General features: G+C 67.7%; 18 protein-coding genes. 3 read left to right on the top strand and 15 right to left on the bottom strand.

All coding sequences use genetic code 11. The annotated features are described in order from the left end of the window. Positions 1-8 precede the first annotated feature (8 nt). The 8 genes from ACS5PK_RS15690 to ACS5PK_RS15655 all read right to left on the bottom strand — a co-directional run bounded on the left by ACS5PK_RS15690 (position 9) and on the right by ACS5PK_RS15655 (position 6,670). On the bottom strand, positions 9-695 hold the full coding sequence (locus ACS5PK_RS15690) for an ABC transporter permease (RefSeq protein ID WP_439441194.1): 687 nt from the start codon (positions 693-695) through the stop codon (positions 9-11). Positions 696-707: 12 nt separating this feature from the next. After that, complete coding sequence (locus tag ACS5PK_RS15685; protein ID WP_439441193.1) at positions 708-1,400, bottom strand: ABC transporter permease; 693 nt, start codon at positions 1,398-1,400, stop codon at positions 708-710. Positions 1,401-1,528: 128 nt separating this feature from the next. Beyond that, on the bottom strand, positions 1,529-2,320 hold the full coding sequence (locus ACS5PK_RS15680) for an ABC transporter substrate-binding protein (protein WP_439441192.1): 792 nt from the start codon (positions 2,318-2,320) through the stop codon (positions 1,529-1,531). 72 nt (positions 2,321-2,392) lie between these two features. After that, on the bottom strand, positions 2,393-3,361 hold the full coding sequence (locus tag ACS5PK_RS15675) for an alpha/beta fold hydrolase (RefSeq protein ID WP_439441191.1): 969 nt from the start codon (positions 3,359-3,361) through the stop codon (positions 2,393-2,395). 4 nt (positions 3,362-3,365) lie between these two features. After that, the gene (locus ACS5PK_RS15670) at positions 3,366-4,139 is read right to left on the bottom strand and encodes a sulfurtransferase (protein WP_439441190.1); all 774 of its coding nucleotides are present in this window, start codon (positions 4,137-4,139) and stop codon (positions 3,366-3,368) included. A gap of 49 nt (positions 4,140-4,188) precedes the next feature. After that, positions 4,189-5,160 (bottom strand): hypothetical protein, encoded by a 972-nt coding sequence (locus ACS5PK_RS15665; protein ID WP_439441189.1) that lies wholly within the window; start codon positions 5,158-5,160, stop codon positions 4,189-4,191. Positions 5,161-5,168: 8 nt separating this feature from the next. Continuing rightward, positions 5,169-6,155, bottom strand: coding sequence for a peptidylprolyl isomerase (locus ACS5PK_RS15660; protein ID WP_439441188.1), 987 nt, complete (start codon positions 6,153-6,155; stop codon positions 5,169-5,171). Between the two features lie 140 nt (positions 6,156-6,295). Next, the gene (locus ACS5PK_RS15655) at positions 6,296-6,670 is read right to left on the bottom strand and encodes a VOC family protein (RefSeq protein ID WP_439441187.1); all 375 of its coding nucleotides are present in this window, start codon (positions 6,668-6,670) and stop codon (positions 6,296-6,298) included. A gap of 170 nt (positions 6,671-6,840) precedes the next feature. Between ACS5PK_RS15655 and dnaE the strand changes: the two genes are divergently transcribed. Both dnaE and ACS5PK_RS15645 read left to right on the top strand, forming a co-directional pair. Beyond that, positions 6,841-10,350: a DNA polymerase III subunit alpha gene (dnaE, locus tag ACS5PK_RS15650; protein WP_439441186.1), complete on the top strand. Its 3,510-nt coding sequence runs from the start codon at positions 6,841-6,843 to the stop codon at positions 10,348-10,350. A 220-nt stretch (positions 10,351-10,570) separates the two neighbouring features. Next, on the top strand, positions 10,571-11,830 hold the full coding sequence (locus tag ACS5PK_RS15645; protein ID WP_439441260.1) for a patatin-like phospholipase family protein: 1,260 nt from the start codon (positions 10,571-10,573) through the stop codon (positions 11,828-11,830). On the opposite strand, the gene ACS5PK_RS15640 is transcribed toward ACS5PK_RS15645, so the two are convergent. Then, positions 11,802-12,098, bottom strand: a complete 297-nt coding sequence (locus tag ACS5PK_RS15640; RefSeq protein ID WP_439441185.1) for a ComEA family DNA-binding protein — start codon at positions 12,096-12,098, stop codon at positions 11,802-11,804. The two genes, ACS5PK_RS15645 and ACS5PK_RS15640, sit on opposite strands and share 29 nt — an antisense overlap. Before the next feature lie 58 nt (positions 12,099-12,156). Next, complete coding sequence (msbA, locus tag ACS5PK_RS15635) at positions 12,157-13,923, bottom strand: lipid A export permease/ATP-binding protein MsbA (RefSeq protein WP_439441184.1); 1,767 nt, start codon at positions 13,921-13,923, stop codon at positions 12,157-12,159. A gap of 112 nt (positions 13,924-14,035) precedes the next feature. Here msbA and ACS5PK_RS15630 point away from each other — a divergent pair, with 112 nt between their 5' ends. Next, on the top strand, positions 14,036-15,178 hold the full coding sequence (locus ACS5PK_RS15630) for a glycosyltransferase (RefSeq protein ID WP_439441183.1): 1,143 nt from the start codon (positions 14,036-14,038) through the stop codon (positions 15,176-15,178). A 70-nt stretch (positions 15,179-15,248) separates the two neighbouring features. Here the strand turns inward: ACS5PK_RS15630 and ACS5PK_RS15625 are convergent, their stop codons facing one another. From ACS5PK_RS15625 to ACS5PK_RS15605, 5 genes are read right to left on the bottom strand one after another with little or no spacing between them, the layout of a single operon-like run. Beyond that, complete coding sequence (locus ACS5PK_RS15625; protein WP_439441182.1) at positions 15,249-16,265, bottom strand: glycosyltransferase family 2 protein; 1,017 nt, start codon at positions 16,263-16,265, stop codon at positions 15,249-15,251. Positions 16,266-16,272: 7 nt separating this feature from the next. Next, positions 16,273-17,247, bottom strand: coding sequence for a glycosyltransferase family 32 protein (locus ACS5PK_RS15620; RefSeq protein ID WP_439441181.1), 975 nt, complete (start codon positions 17,245-17,247; stop codon positions 16,273-16,275). Continuing rightward, on the bottom strand, positions 17,244-17,990 hold the full coding sequence (locus ACS5PK_RS15615; RefSeq protein ID WP_439441180.1) for a glycosyltransferase: 747 nt from the start codon (positions 17,988-17,990) through the stop codon (positions 17,244-17,246). Before ACS5PK_RS15615 ends, ACS5PK_RS15620 begins: the two co-directional genes overlap by 4 nt. Further along, positions 17,990-19,138 carry a lipopolysaccharide assembly protein LapB gene (lapB, locus tag ACS5PK_RS15610; RefSeq protein WP_439441179.1) on the bottom strand — a complete coding sequence of 383 codons (1,149 nt, stop codon included), beginning with the start codon at positions 19,136-19,138 and terminating at the stop codon, positions 17,990-17,992. The genes ACS5PK_RS15615 and lapB overlap by 1 nt, the downstream gene beginning before the upstream one ends. Next, the gene (locus ACS5PK_RS15605; protein WP_439441178.1) at positions 19,128-19,421 is read right to left on the bottom strand and encodes a LapA family protein; all 294 of its coding nucleotides are present in this window, start codon (positions 19,419-19,421) and stop codon (positions 19,128-19,130) included. Before ACS5PK_RS15605 ends, lapB begins: the two co-directional genes overlap by 11 nt. Positions 19,422-19,485 lie beyond the last annotated feature (64 nt).

The following is a 19,485-nucleotide window of genomic DNA, read 5'->3' as shown; positions in this document are numbered from 1 at the left end:
GCGCAGGGTCAGCGCGGCATCAGGGGCTTGAGCCAGCGGGCCTCGGCCTTGTGGAAGAGGCCGACCAGGGTGAGCGTCATCAGGAAGTAGAAGACTGCGGCGGTGATGAAGGCCTCGAAGGGGATGTAGTAGGTCGAGTTCACTTCCCGGGCCACGCCGGTAAGGTCCATCAGGGTCACGATGCTGGCCAGCGAGGTGCCATGCAGCATGAAGATGGCTTCGTTGCTGTAGGCCGGCAGAGCACGGCGCAGGGCCGAGGGCAGCACGATGCGGCGGAACATCACCCAGGGGCTCATGCCCAGGGCACGCGCGGCCTCGACTTCGCCGGCCGGGAGGGCGCGGATGGAACCCGCGATGATCTCCACCGTGTAGGCACAGGTGTTGAGCACGAAGCTCAGGCAGGCGCAGAACCAGGCGGAACTGAAGTACGTCCAGGCCCAGCTCTGCTGCATCCACTCGAACTGGCCCAGGCCGTAGTAGATGAGGAAGAGCTGCACCAGCATGGGCGTGCCGCGGAAGACGTAGGTGTAGAACCAGACCGGGCCCGAGATCCACTTCCTGCGGCTCACCCGCAGCACGGCCAGGGGGATGGCGGCGCTCAGGCCCAGGACCAGGGAGATGGCCAGCAACTGCAGCGTGACCCAGGCGCCTTCGAGGTAGTGGGGCCAGTTCTCGAGGATGGCTTCGAAGTTCATGAGGCGCTCCGCTCAGAAATGGCTCTGACGCACGCCGATCGACAGGCGCTTCTGCAGCCAGTTGAACAGCAGCTCGGAGAGCGTAGTGAAGCCCAGGTAGATCACCGCCACCGCGGCGTAGAACACGAAGGGTTCGCGCGTGGTGCCGGCGGCCTGCGAGCCGCGGGTCATCAGGTCATGCAGGCCGATCACGGAGACAATGGCCGTGCTCTTGATCAGCACCAGCCAATTGTTGGAGAGCCCGGGGAGCACGTGGCGGAACATCTGCGGGAAGGTGATGCGCCAGGCGATCTGCGCCGACGACATGCCATAGGCCAGGCCCGCCTCGCGCTGCCCGGGCGGCACGGCCAGGAAGGCGCCGCGGAAGGCCTCGGTGAGGTAGGCGCCAAAGATGAAGCCGATGGTCAGCACGCCGGCCACATAGGGGTCGATGTCGATGTAGTCCTCGTGGCCCAAGGACTGGGCAATCGAGTTCACCGCCACCTGCCCGCCGAAGAAGATCAGCAGCATCAGCACCAGGTCCGGCACGCCGCGAATCAGGGTGGTGTAGATGTAGGCCAGGGTCTTGGCCCAGCGCCAGCGGGACAGCTTGGCCATGGCACCGAGCAGGCCCAGCACCATGGCCAGGGCCATGGAGGCGAGGGCCACGCTGAGCGTGATCACCGAGCCTTGGAGCAGGCTGGGCAGGAAACCGTGCAAGAACATCGCTGGAACTGCTGCAGATAGAAAAACCGAGGCGCCCCCGGGGATCACGGCGGGCGCCTCCTGGAAATCGAGGTCCGGGCGCATTATCTGCGCATCCGGACCCTGGGGCCCCAGGCCCCGTTCCGGCCTTACTTGGCCGAGATGTCGTACTCGAAGTACTTGTCGTTCAGCTTCTTGAAGGTGCCATTGGCCTTGACGGCGGCGATGGCGTCGTTGAACTTCTTGGCCAGGGACTTCTCGTCTGCCTTGCGCATGCCTACGCCGGAGCCGATGCCGAAGTACTTCACGTCGTCATAGCTGGGGCCCTGGAAGGCGAAGCCCTTGCCGGCCGGGGTCTTCAGGAAGCCCTGGTCCACGGCCACCAGGTCGGCGATGGTCAGATCGATGCGGCCGGACTTCAGGTCCAGGAAGGCCTGGTCCTGGGTGGCGTAGCGCACGATGTTGCTCTGCTTGAAGGTCTCGGCCACGAACTTCTCGTGGATGGTGGCGCGCTGCACGCCGATCTTCTTGCCCTTCAGTCCGGCGGGGCTGAAGTCGAACTTGGCGTCGGCCTTGGCGGCGAAGCGGGCCGGGGTGTTGTAGTAGGGGTTGGAAAAGGCGATGGCCTTCTTGCGCTCGTCCGTGATGGACATGGAGGCGATGATGGCGTCGATCTTCTTGGCCTGCAGGGCGGGGATGAGGCCGTCGAAGTCCTGCTGCACCAAGGTGCACTCGGCCTTCATCTCGGCGCACAGGGCCATGGCCAGGTCGATCTCGAAGCCCTTGAGCTTGCCGTCAGCACCGACTTCCGAGAACGGAGGGTAGGCGCCCTCGACGCCGATGCGGATCTTCTTCCAATCGGGGGCCTGGGCCGAGGCGCTGATGGCGCTGAAGCCCAGGGTGGCCATGGCGGCCAGTGCGATCAGATGGCGTTTCTTCATGGGGTCTCCTGCTCGTCTTGCGAGGCTGGGTTAGAAAAACTCGATCTTGCATGGCCGCAGACAGCACTGGCATCAGGGTTTGAGCGAGTGCAGGAAGTCCTGCACCGGCACAAGCGTCTGCTGCGGGTCTTCCTCCTGCGGCACATGCCCCAGGGTATCAAAGACCACCAGCCTGCTATTTGCAATGCTTTGTTTCAGCTGCCTGCCATAGGTCAGCGGGATCAGGCGGTCGCGCCCGCCCCAGAGGATGAGCGTCGGCTGTCGGATCTGGGACAGCATGTTCGCATAACGCCCGGGCTCCAGTTGCTCAAATCGTTGCACCAGGGCCGCACGGTTGCCTTCGCGCAGGGTCAGCTCGAAGTAGCGGTCCACCAGGGCTTCGCTGACGCGGGCGGGATCGCCGAAGACATTGCGCACACTGCGCTCCACCATCTGGCGGGGCAGCAGCTGCGAGGCCATCTTGCGCAGGCCGGGCAGGCGTGCCACGCGGAAGGCCAGGGGCACGGATTCGGACTCGAACGCCAGGCCGCCGGCATCCACCAGCACCAGGGCCTGGACGCGCTCGCCATGCTGGGCGGCGTACTCCCAGGCGATCTGCCCGCCCAGGGAATTGCCCCCCAGGACCACGCGCTCCAGCTTCAGGTGGGTCAGCAGGGCGTGCAGGAAGTCGACATAGCTGGCGTCGCGGTAGTCGCCCAGTACGCTGGGCCCTGTGAGGCCGAAGCCGGGAAGGTCCAGGGTGATGACGCGACGCTGCTGGCTCAGCGCCCGCACCCAGGGCTCCCAGGTGTGCAGGCTGGCCGAGGTGCCGTGCAGCAGCACCAGGGGCGCCTCCGGGCCGCGCGGGCCCTGGTCTCGCAGATGCACGAGCTGGCGCCGGCCCTGCCAGGGCAGCTCGATGAAATCGGAGGGGGGCGGCGCCCAGCGTGCGACCAGAGACTCCAGCGAGCGTTCGGGCGCCTTGAAGGCCGCGGCGGACACGGCCAGCAGCAGGATCAGCAGCCCCAGTCCACGCAGCAGCCAGGCGCCCAGGGTCTTCATGGGGTCAGGCCTTGCCTGCCGGCTTGATTTCGGAGGAGGGCGCCAGCCCGGCGTCCAGGGCCTCGCGCTGGTCGAAGACGAAGCAGCTGCCGTGATAGTGCGCGCCGTCGGTCTCCTCGAAGTACTTCAGGATGCCGCCTTCGAGCTGGTAGACGGGCCCGTCCAGCCCTTGCTGCTGCAGCACGATGGCCGCCTTCTCACAGCGGATGCCGCCGGTGCAGAAGCTCACCACGGTCTTGCCCTTCAGCTCGTCCTTGCGGGCAGCCAGCGCGGCGGGAAACTCGGTGAACTTGCTGATGCGCCAGTCGATGGCGCCGTCAAAGCTGCCGTAGTCCACCTCGAAGGCGTTGCGGGTGTCCAGGGTCACGACAGGGCGGCCTTCATCGTCATGGCCCTGATCCAGCCAGCGGCGCAAGGTGACGGCTGGCAGGGCGGGCGCCCGCGGTAGCTGATCGGGCCGGATCGCGGGCATGTTCATGCGGATGATCTCGGGCTTGACCTTCACCAGCAGCTTGCGGAAGGGGATGGACTGGCTCCAGCTTTCCTTGGGCGCCAGGGCCGCAAAGCGTGCATCGGCCTTGAGCAGGTCCACCCAGCCTCGCACGCCTTCGGGGGAGCCGGCCAGGAAGAGGTTGATGCCTTCCTCGGCCAGCAGCACCGTGCCCTTGAGCCCGCGGGCCAGGGCCTCGGCGTGCAGGCGTTCGCGCAGCGCGGCCGCATCGGGCAGGCCGACGAAGAGGTAGCAGGAGATATTGAGAATGGGCGCGGCGGACGACATGGCGCCGGATTCTAGGCCGTGGCCTCGCAGGGGCCGGCCTGGCGGGTCCTCATGCGGGATAGCTGGCCTCGACCAGCGCTGCAAGGGCCTCATCCCGGGAATTCCGGCCTTCGAGATAAGGCAGCCAGTGCGCCTCCAGCGGGGCGATGGCGAAGGGCCAGGCGCGTTGCAGCACGCGCCAGCGCTGGCCGTAGGGCACGTAGGCTCGGCCGGCCTCGGCCAGCACGCGCTGGGCGAGGTGACCGACGGTGAAGAACTGCGTGGCGTGCCAGAGACCTCGCTGGTCCCTCAGTCCGCGTGGGGCAAGCAGGGCATTGATGTCGCTGATCAGCCGGCTGTCCATGCCTGTGTGGCAGGCCTCGTGGAACAGCATCTCCAGGCTGGCGGCCCCTTGGTAGCTCTTGCGGGTGCTGGGCATGATGGTGTGGGCTGGGCCTGGATGGGTGTAGGCGCCGGAAAAGTTGGCTGCGTAGGCCACCACGTCCACGGGGATGTACTCAGGCAGGGCAGGCTGGAGCACGGCCTCCAGGCGCTCGCGCAGCAACAGGCCATGCCTGTTGAGCAAGGGCTGCGCTTGCTGGATCCAGGCCTCGTTGAGCACTGCATGGCCGCTCCACAGATGGCGGCGATAGGGCCCTGCCGCCTCCTCCAGCGCCTGGCCGAAGGGATGCAGCGCTGGCGCCAGTGTCGGCAGGGGCTGAGCATCGGCGATCCCCAGCAAAGCCAGGCGCAGGGCCTGGAAGCGCTCGTCGAAAGGAATGTCGGCCTCGGCAAAGGCCTCGCGGTAGCGGTGCTGCGCGGCCTGCCAGGCCCGGCCTTCGGCGTCGGACCACCCCTGCGGCTGGCGCCATGCGGCCAGCTCGCTGTCCGCCTGCACGAGCTCGGCCAGCACATGGTGCAGGTTCATCCAGAAGCGGCTGCGCAGCCGCCAGGGCAGGGGGCGTGCCGGGGTCAGGTCTTGCGCAAGGGCTGACAGCGGGTCGAGCGCAACCAACAGGCCCAGGGCCGTTCTACGGTCCATGTGAAGGCTCAGGGCGCGCTGCGCACCGGGGGCAGCGCGCCGCACAGTTCCACCTTGGACGGCTCATGCACGAACCAGCCGCCGCCTCGGAAGCGCCGGCTGTTGAGCCAGGCTTGCCAGGTGGCGGTGTCGGTGCGCAGCACCTGCAGGCGCGGGCGCTCGGCCTCGGGAATGTCGGCCAGCACGCGGACACGGGTGATGGGCGTGCGCTCCTCGGCCTTCTCGTAGAAGCCCAGGGCGCCGGTGCCCCGGGGCAGGCTGCTGAGCTTGTCCATGCCTTGCAGCACGCGGCCCACGGTGGTGATGTTGAGGTCCAGGGCGCGTGGGGCGTGGCCGATGATGGCGTAGAGGCCGCTGCCGTCGCTGGAGTCAGGTTCGTTGCCGCGGGCGGCGCCCACGATGCTGTTGCAGTGGGTGAGCCAGGCGCGGCCTTTCTTTGGGTCCACCGCCACCGGCCAGCCGTCCACGAAGCCGACCTTGGCGGCCCAGGTATCGCGCTCGGGCAGGGCGCTGAGCTTCAGGCCCTTGAGCGGGCGGGAGAACTCGACCGGCGCCTTGGCCAGGGTGTCCGGCTTCCTGCGGGCCTTGGCGTCGTCCTCTTCGGCGTCGCCCCACTGCGTGACGTAGTTTTCCTGGGATCGGATGACGGCAAGGCCGTCGAAGTAGCCGGCACGGGTCAGCTTGACGATGTTGGCCGCATGGACCGGCGCGAAGGCACTGGCCAGCTCGATGATGACCTTGCCGGCGGGCAGCTCCATCTGGAGGGCCAGCTCAGGGTCCACGGTGCGCCAGTCTGTGGGTTTGGAGGCAGCCAGGATGTCGGCGCTGGAGGGCTTCTTGCCGGGGGCTGGACCGGCCGGCTTGGCGGACGCTGGCTGGGAGGCCGCTGGGGCCGGGGCTGCGGCCTGCGCAAGGGCCAGGGTGGGCGTCAGCAGGCCGGCACAGGCGCAGAGCGCCAGGGCCAGGGTGCGGTGAGAGGGGCGGCGTTCTTGCATGGGGAGTCTCGGCGTCAGCAGGGGTGGCGGCGCAGCATACGGCAGGCCGCCGGTTGTGGCGTCCCCGCATGATCCCTGAGTTCCTCCTGGCAGGGCGCTGAGCGCCCACCAGCCGCCCCGCGCGCCCTGCCATTCAGGGCTCAGTTGCCTTCGGGGTGAAAGACGCGCAGACGATGGCCGTCAGGGTCTGTCGCGACGAAGGTGTAGCCGAAGTCCATGGCCACTGGCGCCTGGGCCATGGGGATGCCGGCGGCGGTCCAGGCGGCGTGCAGGCTGTCCACGGCACCGCGGTCGGGCTGGGCGAAAGCCAGCTCGGTGCCACCGCCAGCCGCCGTCGGGCCGGGCTCGGCCGTATGGCGGGACCACAGGCCCAGGCGGGCGCTGTCGCCCAGGGCCAGCATCGCGAAGGTGGGGGACGACTCCAGCACGCGGGCGCCGAAATGCTCGCTGTAGAAGGCTGCGCTGCGCTCGGGCTGATCCACGAAAAGGATCTGGAGGCTGGGGCTGAGGTTCATGCAATTTTCCTGGGTGTGTGGCGTTGCTCAATGACGGCGTCGCCGGGTGGTTGGGGCTCCCTCGTTGGAGCTGCCGCCATGCTAGGTGGCGCTGGTGACAGCATTTGTCAGCAGTCTTGCGGGCGGGTCGTATGCGCCCGGGCGGCTCGCGCGGCTCTCTACAATCCGGCATGGCTTTTGTTCACCTGCGCACCCACACCGAGTTCTCCGTCGTCGATGGCACCCTGCTGATCGACGATGCCGCCGCCGCCGCTGCCAAGGATGGCCAGGTGGCCCTGGCCGTCACCGACCTCGCCAATATGTTCGGTGCGGTCAAGCACTACAACGCCTGCCGCAAGAAGGGTGTCAAGCCCATCCTGGGCGCGGACTGCTGGGTCGAGGCCGAAGTGGCTGACAAGCCGCCGCACCGCCTGCTGCTGCTGGTGCAGAACAAGAAGGGCTACCTGAACCTGTCCGAGTTGCTGTCGCGGGCCTGGATCCAGGGCGTGCAGCGCACCCAGGCCTGCCTGAAGCCGGAGTGGATGCAGGAGCTCAATGAGGGCCTGATCTGTCTCTCCGGCGCACAGATGGGTGCCATTGGGCAGGCGCTTTTGGTCGGTGACCAGGCCCGGGCGCGAGACTGGGCCGGCAAGCTCTCCGCCATCTACCCGAACCGCTTCTACCTGGAGTTGCAGCGCGCCGGCCTGCCGGGCCAGGAAGCCGTGGTGGCGGCCTCCGTGCCCTTGGCCGCCGAGCTGGGCCTGCCCGTGGTGGCCACTCACCCGGTGCAGTTCCTGACCGAGGAGGACTACGACGCCCACGAGGCCCGCGTCTGCATCGCCGACGGTGAGACCCTGGCCAACCCCAAGCGCGTCAAGCGCTTCCTGCCGGGCCAGTACTTCCGTCCGCAGGCCGACATGGAGGCGCTCTTCGCCGACATCCCCACGGCCCTGGCCAATACCGTGGAGATCGCCCGCCGCTGCAGCCTGTCCCTGGTGCTGGGCAAGCCGCAGCTGCCCAACTTCCCCACGCCCATCCTGGACGATGGCCAGCCCATGCCCATGGACCGCTACTTCCGGGAACTCAGCTACGAAGGCCTGGATGCGCGCCTGAAGCAGCTCTTTCCGGACGAGGCCAAGCGCGAGGCCCAGCGCCCGCGCTATGTCGAGCGCCTGGAGTTCGAGCTGGAGACCATCATCAAGATGGGCTTCCCGGGCTACTTCCTCATCGTGGGTGACTTCATCCGCTGGGCCAAGCAGAACGGCTGCCCCGTGGGCCCAGGCCGGGGCTCGGGTGCCGGCTCGCTCGTCGCCTACGTGCTGCTGATCACCGACCTCGACCCGCTGCAGTACAACCTGCTGTTCGAGCGCTTCCTGAACCCCGAGCGGGTCTCGATGCCTGACTTTGACATCGACTTCTGCCAGGGCAACCGCGACCGCGTCATCGAGTACGTCAAGGACAAGTACGGCCGTCCCGCGGTGAGCCAAATTGCTACCTTCGGCACCATGGCCGCCAAGGCCGCGCTGCGCGACATCGGCCGGGTGCTGGGCATGGGCTTCGGCCACGTGGACTCCATCGCCAAGCTGATCCCCGCTCCGCCGGGCAAGACGGTGACGCTGGCCAAGATTCCGCCGGACTTCGACCCCGAGAAGTCCAAGGTCATCTACGCCCGCCACGAGGCGCCGGAGATCGAGGAGCGCGAGCAGCAGGAAGAGGAAGTGGCCGAGCTGCTGAAGCTCGCAGCGCGCGTCGAGGGCATGGTGCGCAACATCGGCATGCATGCCGGGGGCGTGCTGATCGCCCCGGGCAAGATCACCGACTTCTGCCCCATGTACCAGCAGCCGGGCTCCACGAGCGCGGTGAGCATGTACGACAAGGACGACGTCGAGGCCATTGGCCTGGTGAAGTTCGACTTTTTGGGCCTGGCCACGCTGACCATCCTGGAGCTGGCCAAGGAGTTCATCGTGGCCCGGCACCCGGACCAGAAGGACTTCGCCTTCGAGACCATCCCGCTGGACGACAAGAAGGTCTACAAGCTGTTCTCCGATGGCCTCACGGAATCGGTGTTCCAGTTTGAATCCCGCGGCATGCAGGGCATGCTGCGAGACGCCAAGCCCTCCCGCCTGGAAGACCTCATTGCCCTGAACGCGCTGTATCGCCCGGGCCCCATGGACCTGATCCCCACCTTCGTCGCGCGCAAGCACGGCAAGGAAACGGTGGAGTACCCGCACCCGCTGACCGAGCCCGTGCTGGCCGAGACCTACGGCATCATGGTCTACCAGGAACAGGTGATGCAGACGGCCCAGGTGCTGGGCGGTTACAGCCTCGGCGGCGCCGACATGCTGCGCCGGGCCATGGGCAAGAAGAAGGCCGAGGAAATGGCCATGCACCGCGACCTGTTCCGAAAGGGCGCGGCGGAGAAGGGCATCGACCAGGTCAAGGCCGACGAAGTCTTCGACCTGATGGAGAAGTTCGCAGGCTACGGCTTCAACAAGTCGCACGCGGCCGCCTACTCCCTGCTGGCCTATCACACGGGCTGGCTCAAGGTGCATTTCACGGCGGAGTTCTTCGCCGCGAACATGACCATTGAAATGGACGACACCGACAAGCTCAAGGTCCTGCTGGAGGACGCCAAGCTGTTCGGCATCGAGTTCCAGCCGCCCTGTGTCAACCGCGGCGTCTACCGCTTCGAGCCCATCCACGACAAGCTCGTCAACTACGGCCTCGGCGCCGTCAAGGGCACGGGTCAGGGCGCCATCGAGGCCATCCTGCGTGCGCGCAAGGAAGGCGGTCCCTTCAAGAGCTTCTTCGACTTCTGCGCCCGCGTGGACCGCAAGGCCGTCAACAAGCGCGTGGTGGAGGCCCTGATCAAGGCCGGTGCCTTCGACACCCTGGAGGCCGACCGCGCCCGCCTGCTGGCCAGCGTGGCCCTGGGCTACACCTATGGCGAGAACCTGGCAGCCAATGCCGACCAGGGCGGGCTCTTCGACTTCGACGACACCCACGGCTCTTCCACCGCCGAGCCGGACCTGGTCAACGTGCCCCCCTGGAGCATCAAGGAGAAGCTGAGCCTGGAGAAGACGGCCATCGGCTACTACCTCTCCGGCCATCTCTTCGACCAGTCCGGCGAGGAAGTGCGCCGCATGGTGCGCCGGCGCATCGCCGACCTGCAGGACAGCCGCGAGCCGGTGCTGGTGGCGGGCATCGTGTCCGACATGCGCATCATCAACGGCAACCGTGGCAAGGTCGCCATCTTCAAGCTGGACGACAAGACCGATGTGATCGAGTCCGTGGCCAACGAGGAGCTGATCAACAGTGCCAAGGGCATCCTGGCCGATGACGAGCTCATCATCGTTTCCGGCAAGGTCCAGAACGACCGTTTCTCCGGCGGCCTGCGCATGAACATCCAGGCCGTCTGGGACCTGGCCGGCGCCCGCGCCCGCTTCGGCAAGTTCCTTCGCCTGGCGGTGAACGGTGCGGTGCCGCCGGTGCAGGAGGTGGTCAAGACCTGGCCCCCCAAGGTGGTCGAGACGGAGCAGGGCAGGCTCACGCACGGGCTGAGCCTGCGCCTGAGTCTGCAGCGCGAAGGCGCGGTGGCGGAGCTGGAACTGGGCGATGCCGGCAAGTTCTGGCCTTGCGACGAGGCCCTTGCGAAGTTTGCCGGGCCCAAGGGGGAACCCGCGCAGATCAGCTACGAGTGAGGCCTTCAGCGCGCAGCGGGGGCTGCCGCTGAACTGATACGCAGGTCTGGAGGCCCGCAGGCCACTGTCCCCGGGACTGGGGGTATTCCGCGGTATTCTTTTTCGCCGAGCCGGGCAGGCTTGCTGCGATGATCGGCTTAGCAGGGGCGCCGGGCGTATTCCCGGCGTGTCTTTTGCGGACCCGCCTCGCGGAGGTGCTTTCTTGAGCGCGACTGCCCACATGCCCTGCACCGGGCTCATCCTCACCGGGGGCGGTGCGCGTGCGGCCTATCAGGTCGGAGTGCTGGCCGCGATCGCGCAGCTGCGGCGCGACGCGGGCGTGCAGGGCCCCAACCCTTTTCCGGTCATCGCTGGCACCTCGGCCGGTGCCATCAATGCGGCCACGCTGGCCTGCCAGGCCGATGAGTTCGATGCGGCCGTCGATGGCCTCGTCCACATCTGGCGCAACATCCATGTGGAGCAGGTCTACGCGGCCGACTCGCTGGGCGTGATCCGCACCGGCGCACGCTGGATGACCATGATGAGCCTGGGCTGGGCCCTGGCCCGCTGGCGCCGCAGCAAGCCGCGCAGCCTGCTGGACAACGACCCGCTGTCCCACCTGCTGCAGCGCTGGATCCGCTTCGACCGGCTGGATGCCATGCTGGACAGCGAGCACCTCGAAGCCCTGGCCATCAGCGGCTCCAGCTACACATCGGGCCAGCACGTCACCTTCTACCAGACCCACAAGCCCTACCAACCCTGGCTGCGCTCGCAGCGCATCGCCGTGCGCGCCAAGCTGGGCATCGAGCACCTGCTGGCCTCCTCGGCCATTCCCTTCATCTTCCCGGCTCAGCAGTTGGAACTCGACGGCCAGTTGGAATGGTTCGGCGACGGCTCCATGCGCCAGAGCGCGCCGGTCTCGCCAGCGGTGCATCTGGGCGCCGAGCGCGTGCTGGTCATCGGTGCGGGCCGCATGCACGAGCCGCCGGGCCGTCGGGTGACGTTGGTGGAAGGTCACCCGTCCATGGCACAGATTGCGGGGCATGCGCTGTCCAACATCTTTCTGGACGCCCTGGCGGTGGATGTGGAGCGGCTGCAGCGCATCAACAAGACCCTGTCCCTGCTGCCGCCCGCCGCGCGCGAGGGTACGCCGCTTCGCCCCATCGACGTGCTGGTGATCGCGCCCAGCCGTCGTCTTGACGACCTCGCGGCCGAGCACCAGGGCAGCCTGCCGCCGCCCATCCGCGCCATGCTGCGCAGCGTGGGCGTGTCCGGCGAGGGCAAGGGCGCGACCGGCTCGGCACTGACCAGCTACCTGCTCTTCGAGCCGTCCTTCACCATGGACCTGATCAACCTGGGCATGGCAGACACGCTGGCGAGGCGTGGCGATGTGCTGCGTTTCTTCGGCTGGCCGGCGCACGGTAGTCGGCCCGATCCGGCGAGAATGCGCCGCGGCGAGCGCGAGCCGCCCGTCAAGGCCGGGGCGACGACGCTGGCCTGAGTCGGTCCTGCGCGGCGAGCCCCAACGCCTGCCCCTGGATACGCAGACCTGCCGCCGACAGGCGGTCCATCATCCTGGGCCCCATGCCCTTCACGCGCCGTGCCAGGTCTTGCCAGTCCTGGAAGGGGGCCTGCTCACGGGCGGCCAGCATCCGCCCTACCAGGGAAGGGCCCAGGCCGGGCAGGGACTCCAGCTCGGCACGGCTGGCCCGGTTCAGATCGAGCGGTGTTGGGGTCAGGTCTTGCCCGCCCGCTGCAGTCCAGGCCACGCACAGAGCCAGTCCAGCTCCGGCGCCCAGGAGCCGACGCCGGACTCTGCCCGGTCGCTCAGTGCTGGGCGCGCACCATGCCGGCATAAACGCCTTCCCGGGCCAGCAAGGCCTCGTGCGTGCCGCTCTCGATCACGCGGCCCTGGCTCATCACATGGATGCAGTCGGCATGGCGGATGGTGGAGAGGCGGTGGGCGATCACGATGAGCGTCTTCTTGCCCTGCCACTGCTCCAGGGCCTGCTGCACGGCACGTTCGCTCTCGGTGTCCAGGGCCGAGGTGGCTTCGTCGAAGACCCAGATCGGCGCTTCCTTGTACAGGGCCCGGGCGATGGCCAGGCGCTGTCGCTGGCCGCCGGAGAGCAGGCTGCCGTTGGCCCCCACCGGGCTGTCCAGGCCTTGCGGCTGCTGGCTGACGAAGTCCCACAGGTGCGCTGCGCGCAGCACCTGCTCCAGGCGGGCGTCGTCGCGGGACTGGGCATAGGCGATGTTGTCGGCGATGCTGCCGTCGAAGAGCACGATGTCCTGCGATACCACCGCAAACTGCCGTCGCAGGCTGGCGCGGGTGTGCACGGCGATGTCCCCGCCATCCAGCAGGATGCGACCGCCCTGCGGCCGGGCAAAGCCCAGCAGCAGCTGAATCACCGAACTCTTGCCCGCACCGGAGGATCCCACCAGGGCCGTGGTCCGGCCGCTGGGGATGTGGAGCTCCAGTGCATCCAGGGCCGGCTTGTCGGCATTGGGGTAGCGCAGGGTGACGGCTTCCAGGCGAAGCTCGCCCTGGCAATGCTCGAAGGTCGCGCTGCCGCTGTCCAGCTCGCGAGGCGTGTCCAACAGCTGCAGGCAGCCCTGAGCCACCACCAGGCCGTTGATGATGGGCTGGCTGACTTCCGTGAGATGGCGCAGCCGCGAGGTCAGCAGCAACAGGGCGGTGATGAAGGCGCTGAACTCGCCCACGCCCGTGTGCGCGCCGCGGGCCTGCAGCAAGGCCAGGCTGACGATGACCGAGAGCCCGATGCTGGCCACGAATTGCGACAGCGGCTGGGCCGAGGCATTGGCTGCCGCCGTCTTGAGTGCCGCGCGCTGGGCCTCGCGGGCCAACTGCTCGAAGCGCTGGCGCTCGTGCTCGGCGGCATCGAAGCTGCGCACCACGCGCCAGGCGCGGCTGATGTCCTCGACCTTGCCGACCAGGCTCAGCTGTGCGTCGTAGGCCGCGCTGCCCATGGCGCGCACCCGCTTGTTGACCTTGCTCACCACCAAACCCATCACCGGCGTGGTCACCATGGAGAGAAGGGTCAGCTGCCAGTTCAGGTAGAAGAGGTAGCCCAGCATGGCCAGGGCCGGCAGGCCATCACGCAGCAGGGTGATCACGCTGGTGGAGAGCCGCTCCATGATCTGCTGCGGATCATTGACGGCCTTGGACACGGCCACACCCGGCTGCAAGCTGGTGTAGACGGCTGCATCGGCCTGCAGCAGGGCATCCACCAGGGCCAGGCGCAGGCGCATCACGGTGCGCGAGCTGGTCCAGTTGAGCAGGTATTGGCCCAGGAAGCTGAAGACCCCGCGCAGCACGAACAGGCCGATCAGCACCACGGGCACCCACCAAACGGCAAAGGCATCGGCGCGGAATCCTTCCCCGAAGACCTTCTGGATCAAGGCCGGGATCATCGGTTCGGTGGCGGCGGCCCCGAGATACGCCACCATGGTGAAGACCAGGCCCCAGCGCTGGGGCCAGAAGAAGGGCAGCAGCCGGCGTGCGGTCTGGCGCAGGCCCGGCGTTGACGTGACCGCCGGCAGGGGCGGGGACGCCAGGGGCTGCGCGTCCAAGGCTTGGGGGTCTGAGGCTTGGGGGTCTGAGGGCGGGCTTGCTTGCATGTGCTTGCATTGTCGCTGCGAATACCGATCGATTCCGCTTGACGCCCCTGCCTATACTGTTCGCATGTCGGATGCTTCCATCTCCCCATCCAAGCCCTTCACCCGGTCCCTGCCCATCCAGGGGCAGGTGGTGATGCACTTCGTCACTGGCGGCTTCTCGGGGGCGACGCAGGTTGCCGTCGATCTTTGCAATGCCGCCAAGTCACCTGGCAGTGGCATGCGAGCCGTGCTGGTGCTGCGCCGCAAACGCAACACCGATGCCCACCGCCTGCAGGATCTGCAGGACCGGGGGCTGGATGTCCATGTGGTGCCAGGCTGGTCTCATTTGCTGACGGTCTGGTCACTTTATCGGCTTTGCAAGCAGTTGAAACCGGACGTGCTGGTGGCCCATGGCTTCAGCGACCACATCTGGGGCCGGCTGGCTGGCTGGCTGGCCGGCGTGCCTACGCTGGTGCATGTGGAGCACAACACCCGTGAGCGCTACAGCCGCTGGCGCCTGATGCAATCCCGCTGGTTGGCCAAGCACACGGCGCGCTTCATTGGCGTGTCGGAAGGCGTGCGGCGGCGCCTGGTGGAGCTGGGCTTCCCGGAGGATCGCAGCTATGCCATTCCCAACGGCATTGATCTCTCCAAATTCCCCGAGGCGAAGATCCGCGGCTTCGCGGAGCGGCAGGCCTGCATCGTCATGTCGGCCCGCTTCGCCCGCCAGAAGGACCAGAAGACCCTGATCCGCGCGCTGGCCATCCTCAACCAGCGCGGGCTCAAGCTGCCCCTGCTGCTGGCTGGTGCGGGCAAGGACAGCTACCGCAAGGATTGCGAGGCTGAGGTGCATCGCATGGGCCTGCAGAAGCAGGTGCAGTTCCTGGGCCACCATGCCGAGATGCCCAAGCTGCTGATGAATTCCGCAGTCTTCGTGCTGTCCACGCACTGGGAGGGCATGCCACTGGCCTTGGTAGAGGCCATGGCGGCGGGCTGTGCCTGCATTGCGTCGGACGTGCCCGGCGTGGAGGGCGTGATCGAGCACGGGCGCACGGGCCTGCTGGTGCCGGAGTCCGACCCGGCTTCGCTGGCCATGGCGCTGGAACGCGTGTTCAGCGAGCCCGGTCTCGGCCAGCAGCTCTCCGAGGCGGCCCGCAAGCAGGCCTTGCAGGCTCATGGCCTGGACCTGATGCGCCTGCGCTACCAGGCGCTGCTGGCCTCGATCTGAAGGCTCAGCGGGCCGCGGCTGCGGGCCGTTTACAGGGGGCCTCCTGGCCCATCAAGGGCTCCGGGGCTCGTCAGCCGGGCATTGGCGTCGCTGCGCTGCGCCCCAGCCAGTGACGTAGACGCAGCGCCCGCCACCACCATCCACGCCACAGGTACTGGGCCATCAGTTCATCCAGGGGCATGCACAGCGCGGCGAGGAAGGCCTGGCGGTAGTGCCCCATCCGCACGGCATCGCTCTGGCGGTTCGCAAAACGGACGGCGCCGATGAAACTGCGTGCCGCGAAATGGGAGGCGGCGAAGCGCACGCCGGCCTCCAACTCGCTGTAAGGGTGCAGCCGCTGCGGCAGGTCATGCAGCGCCCGCATCATGTCATCGGTCTTGTTCAGCGAGGCGCCTGCCAGGATGCTGCCGGCGCGCTGCCGATAGCCGATCCAGACTTCCGGCACATGGATATAGCTGAGGGCGCGCATCGCGAGGTCCGGCGTGGTTGCCATGTCCTCGAAGGTATGGCCGACGGGGAAGCGCAGGTCGTCGCTCCAAAGTGAGCGGCGGGCGACCTTGCTCCAGCTGTGCAGATAGCCCAGCTCAAGCAGGCCGGTCAGCAGGCCAGGGGTGTCAGTGAGAGGTGAGTTCGAGGGCCCGGCGAAGGTGCGGACGTGCTGCTCGCCGCGCAGGCGGTGCTTCAGCTTGGGCCGCGCGCGCAAATAGGCGAAGTCGCACAGCACCAGATCCACCAGCTGGCGGTCGAGCGTTCGCCGGAGCGAGGCGATGGCGCCGGGGGTGAGCACGTCGTCGGAGTCCAGGAACCAGACGTAGTCGCCCCGCGCGGCCTCCAGGAGATGGTTGCGTGCAGCGCTGAGGCCCTGGTTGTGTTCATGGCGCAGCAGACGGGCGTCCAGCTCGGGATGGCGCTGCAGCCAGTCCTGCGCCAGGGCCGGCGAGGCGTCGGTGGCGCTGTCGTCCATCAGCAGCAGCTGGACGCCGCTCAGGTCCTGGCTGCCAATGGAGTCCAGGCAGGCAGGGAGCCATTCGGCGACGTTGTAGACCGGCACCAGAAGGCTCAGCCAGGGGGCGGGGGCAGCGCTCATGTCGGGGTCAGTTCAGCTGTCGGGGCAGGGTGGGGAGGTAGCGGGCCAGAAGGCTGCCCGGGCGCAGCGGGCGCTTGCGCAGTTGGGACTCCAGCGTGCGGCGATCATTGCCGCGCAGCTTCACGAGTGCCGGCACGCGCCGGGGCTCCCCCATCAGCGCCAGCCGGACGTACAGATGCCGCTTCTTCCAGGCCAGGGCCTGCTGCAGGGCGAAGGCGCTGTCCTCGGCGCGCTGCAGGGCCAGGCGGTAGTGGCTGGCGTCGGCATCCAGCAGCGAGGAGGCGGCCGCGTGCATGACCAGGTACTCGTGCAGGCTGGGGTCTATGGCCTGGATCACCCGCTCAAAACGTCCGGCGTCGCGCAGGGTCTGCAGATAGGCCGCCTCGCCCATGGCCAGGGCGCGGACGAACTCGGCATTGAGCTCGGCCACGAAGCGGCTGCCCGGAACGGCCGCCATGAACCAGTTCTCGACCAGGGGCAGCTCGGGGCGATTGCTGAGGCGGTCGATGTAGAAGCCGACGAACTCGGCTCCGGTGCCGGCCTGCTGTTGATGCACCCAATCCAGGTTGCGTGTTAGCAGGGTGGACGCATCGATCCACAGCCCGCCATGGGTCTGCAGCAGTTGCAGGCGCAGCCAGTCCGCCTGCCGGAAAGGCGGCAGCCTGTCGAGCAGACTCAGGTCCGTGCCGGCGGGCAGCCATTGCCGCACGGTGCCTGGCGTCAGGAAGCGCAGCTCGTGGTCGGGCGCCTGGGCCCGCCAGTTGTCAGCGCAAGCTTGGATCAGCGGAGGCAGGGATTCGCTGTTCCAGTAGCTCCAGATCAGGCGGGGAATTCGGGCCCCGCCCGACAAGGGCGCGGCCGTTCCCAGCTGCCTGCTGCGGATCTGGGCCGGAGCCTGCGCTCGCAGCAGCCGCAGCAACTCCCAGCCCAGCAGCGCCAGCAGGAGCAGCGGCAGTAGGGCCAGCCAGGCTAGGAGGCTCATTCGCGCCAGTGCTCGGCGATCCAGGGGGCGGGTCTGGCCTTGCGCCAATTGCCGTTGCTGCGGCCGGCCAGGGCGTCGGGCGGGTTCATCACGCCATGGAAGATAAGAATGCGCGCACCCTGGGGAATGTGGGGAGGCTTCCAGTAGTTGCTGGGCCAGGTCGGGATGCAGTGGTACTTGTAGCTGGCGCACCAGGCGGCATCCCAGTACTGCAGCTTGCCCTGCTGGTGGATCTCGTCGGAGAGGTAGGCCTGCTCGTTGCGGAATTTGGCGCGGATGGCCTCGTGCTCGCGCCGGAATTTGGCCAGCACATCGGCATGGGCGCCCAGCTTGAAGCGGTAGACCGAGGAGTTGCCGGTGATGCGCCAGGGGCGCTTCCAGTCGTGGATGATCAGGAACTCGCCCGGCACCTCGAAGAAGGGCGTGATGTCATCGACGATCACTACGTCCAGGTCCAGGAACAGGGCGGTGCCCTGCAGGCCGTGCAGGTCGGCCTCGAAGGTGGTGAGCTTGGTCCAGCCTCGCTCAGGGATGCCCACCGGCAGTTTCAGCTCGGGGATGGGCAGGCACTGCACTTTCGGGCGGATACCCTCGCTGCGGTCGGTGAGGCAGACGAACTTGAACGGGCCGCGCAGATGCCGCGCCACCATGCCATAGAGGCGGTTCACGTACTCGGGGCCGTACTTCGTGCCCCACTTCATGCACAGGATGATGCGATCGCTCGCGGCTTGGGATGGGCTCATCAGAGTTCCTCGACGTGGCGAGGTGGGTAGGTGTCCCAGTTGAGGCAACCGGGACACTGCCAGAAATAGTGCTGGGCTTCGAAGCCGCAGGCGGCGCAGCGGTATCGCTGCAGGGGGCGCACGGCCTTGTCCAGGGCGGCTGCAACCAGCGGGGCTTCCTCTTCGCTGAGGCGCGACTGCGATTGCACGAGCAAGGCGCGCGCGGCCGACAGGGCCGGCTCCGCCTGCAGGTGCTGGCGCAGGCGATGGCGCTGGGCTTCGCCCTCGGGCTCCAGCAGGGCCAGGGCCAGCAGCAGGTGCATGCTGGGATGGCGCTGGTACTGCGCCTGCAGGGCGCCCAGGGCCTCGGCCTGCTTGCCGGTCTGGAGGGCGGCCTGGGCGTAGTCGCGCGCCACGAGGTTGAAGGCTTCCGGATTGGCCGCCAGCAGCTCGGCATAGGCGGCCATGGCCTGCTCGGGCTGCTCGCGGCGGCTCAGCAGCTGGCCGGCCAATACATGGGCTCGGGCCGACTGAGGCGAGGCCTTGCGGGCCTCGGCCAGGAGGGCGTGGGCCTCGGTGTCCTGATTGCGGGCCTGGGCTTCCAGCGCCTGCTCGCAGAGGTAGTGCGCAATGCGGGAAGCAAAGGACCCGGTGCCGCCTTGCTCCAGATGGCGCGCCACCTCGGCGGCCTTGCGCCATTCGCGCGAGCGTTCATAGAGCGAAAGCAGGGCCAGCTCGGCCTCGCTCTCGAAGCGCGTGCCGCGCAGGGCGGCAAATGCTTCCTCGGCACGGTCGAAGAGGCCGGCCTTGAAGAAGTCCTGGGCCAGTGCATGCTGGGCGCGGTCGCGCTCGGACTTGGGGAGATCTCCGCGCTGCAGCAGGTGCTGGTGCACGCGCACGGCGCGCTCATACTCGCCGCGGCGGCGGAAGAGATTGCCCAGGGCGAAATGCAGCTCGGAGGTGTCGGGGTCCGCCTGCACTGCCTCGATGAAGGCGTCGATGGCCTTGTCCTGCTGTTCGTTGAGCAGCAGGTTCAGTCCCTTGAAGTAGGCCTTGGGCGCGTCGCGCTGCTCGCGCTTCCACTGGCGCGAGTCCAGCTTGGAGGCCAGCCAGCCTACGGCAAAGACCAGGGGCAGGGCGATGAGCAGGGCACTGAGTTCAAAGCCCATCGTGTACGCCCGGATTGGCCAGGGGGTCAGGTGTTGCCTGCGTGCTCTGCTGCGCTTCGATCTGGCGCGTGGCGGCGCGACGGTGACGCCACCAGGCGGGCACCATGGCCAGCACGCCGAAGGCACAGCCCAGGCCAAAGCTCAGCAGTACCACGATGACCAAAGGCGAGTGCCAGGCGTGGCCGAAGAACCAATGCACGGCCACCTCCTGGCTGTTGTTCAGCGCGAAGGAAAACAGGGCGAAGAAGATGAAGGCCCAGAAGAGCCGGACGATGAATTGCATCGTGGCGGATTCTAAGGGGCCGTGGCGAGGGCGTCAGCCTTGGCCGCAGCGGGTGCTCACAAAG

This window comes from Roseateles sp. DB2 (assembly GCF_051857535.1).
Taxonomy (GTDB): Bacteria; Pseudomonadota; Gammaproteobacteria; order Burkholderiales; family Burkholderiaceae_C; genus Roseateles_B.
This window is presented reverse-complemented; position numbering and strand designations above follow the sequence as displayed.

Excerpts from the sequence above, each read along its gene's own strand:
- ACS5PK_RS15690 (WP_439441194.1), bottom strand. The coding sequence starts at position 695 with ATGAACTTCGAAGCCATCCTCGAGAACTGGCCCCACTACCTCGAAGGC.
- ACS5PK_RS15685 (WP_439441193.1), bottom strand. The coding sequence starts at position 1,400 with ATGTTCTTGCACGGTTTCCTGCCCAGCCTGCTCCAAGGCTCGGTGATC.
- ACS5PK_RS15680 (WP_439441192.1), bottom strand. The coding sequence starts at position 2,320 with ATGAAGAAACGCCATCTGATCGCACTGGCCGCCATGGCCACCCTGGGC.
- ACS5PK_RS15675 (WP_439441191.1), bottom strand. The coding sequence starts at position 3,361 with ATGAAGACCCTGGGCGCCTGGCTGCTGCGTGGACTGGGGCTGCTGATC.
- ACS5PK_RS15670 (WP_439441190.1), bottom strand. The coding sequence starts at position 4,139 with ATGTCGTCCGCCGCGCCCATTCTCAATATCTCCTGCTACCTCTTCGTC.
- ACS5PK_RS15665 (WP_439441189.1), bottom strand. The coding sequence starts at position 5,160 with ATGGACCGTAGAACGGCCCTGGGCCTGTTGGTTGCGCTCGACCCGCTG.
- ACS5PK_RS15660 (WP_439441188.1), bottom strand. The coding sequence starts at position 6,155 with ATGCAAGAACGCCGCCCCTCTCACCGCACCCTGGCCCTGGCGCTCTGC.
- ACS5PK_RS15655 (WP_439441187.1), bottom strand. The coding sequence starts at position 6,670 with ATGAACCTCAGCCCCAGCCTCCAGATCCTTTTCGTGGATCAGCCCGAG.
- dnaE (WP_439441186.1), top strand. The coding sequence starts at position 6,841 with ATGGCTTTTGTTCACCTGCGCACCCACACCGAGTTCTCCGTCGTCGAT.
- ACS5PK_RS15645 (WP_439441260.1), top strand. The coding sequence starts at position 10,571 with ATGCCCTGCACCGGGCTCATCCTCACCGGGGGCGGTGCGCGTGCGGCC.
- ACS5PK_RS15630 (WP_439441183.1), top strand. The coding sequence starts at position 14,036 with ATGTCGGATGCTTCCATCTCCCCATCCAAGCCCTTCACCCGGTCCCTG.
- ACS5PK_RS15625 (WP_439441182.1), bottom strand. The coding sequence starts at position 16,265 with ATGAGCGCTGCCCCCGCCCCCTGGCTGAGCCTTCTGGTGCCGGTCTAC.
- ACS5PK_RS15620 (WP_439441181.1), bottom strand. The coding sequence starts at position 17,247 with ATGAGCCTCCTAGCCTGGCTGGCCCTACTGCCGCTGCTCCTGCTGGCG.
- ACS5PK_RS15615 (WP_439441180.1), bottom strand. The coding sequence starts at position 17,990 with ATGAGCCCATCCCAAGCCGCGAGCGATCGCATCATCCTGTGCATGAAG.
- lapB (WP_439441179.1), bottom strand. The coding sequence starts at position 19,138 with ATGGGCTTTGAACTCAGTGCCCTGCTCATCGCCCTGCCCCTGGTCTTT.
- ACS5PK_RS15605 (WP_439441178.1), bottom strand. The coding sequence starts at position 19,421 with ATGCAATTCATCGTCCGGCTCTTCTGGGCCTTCATCTTCTTCGCCCTG.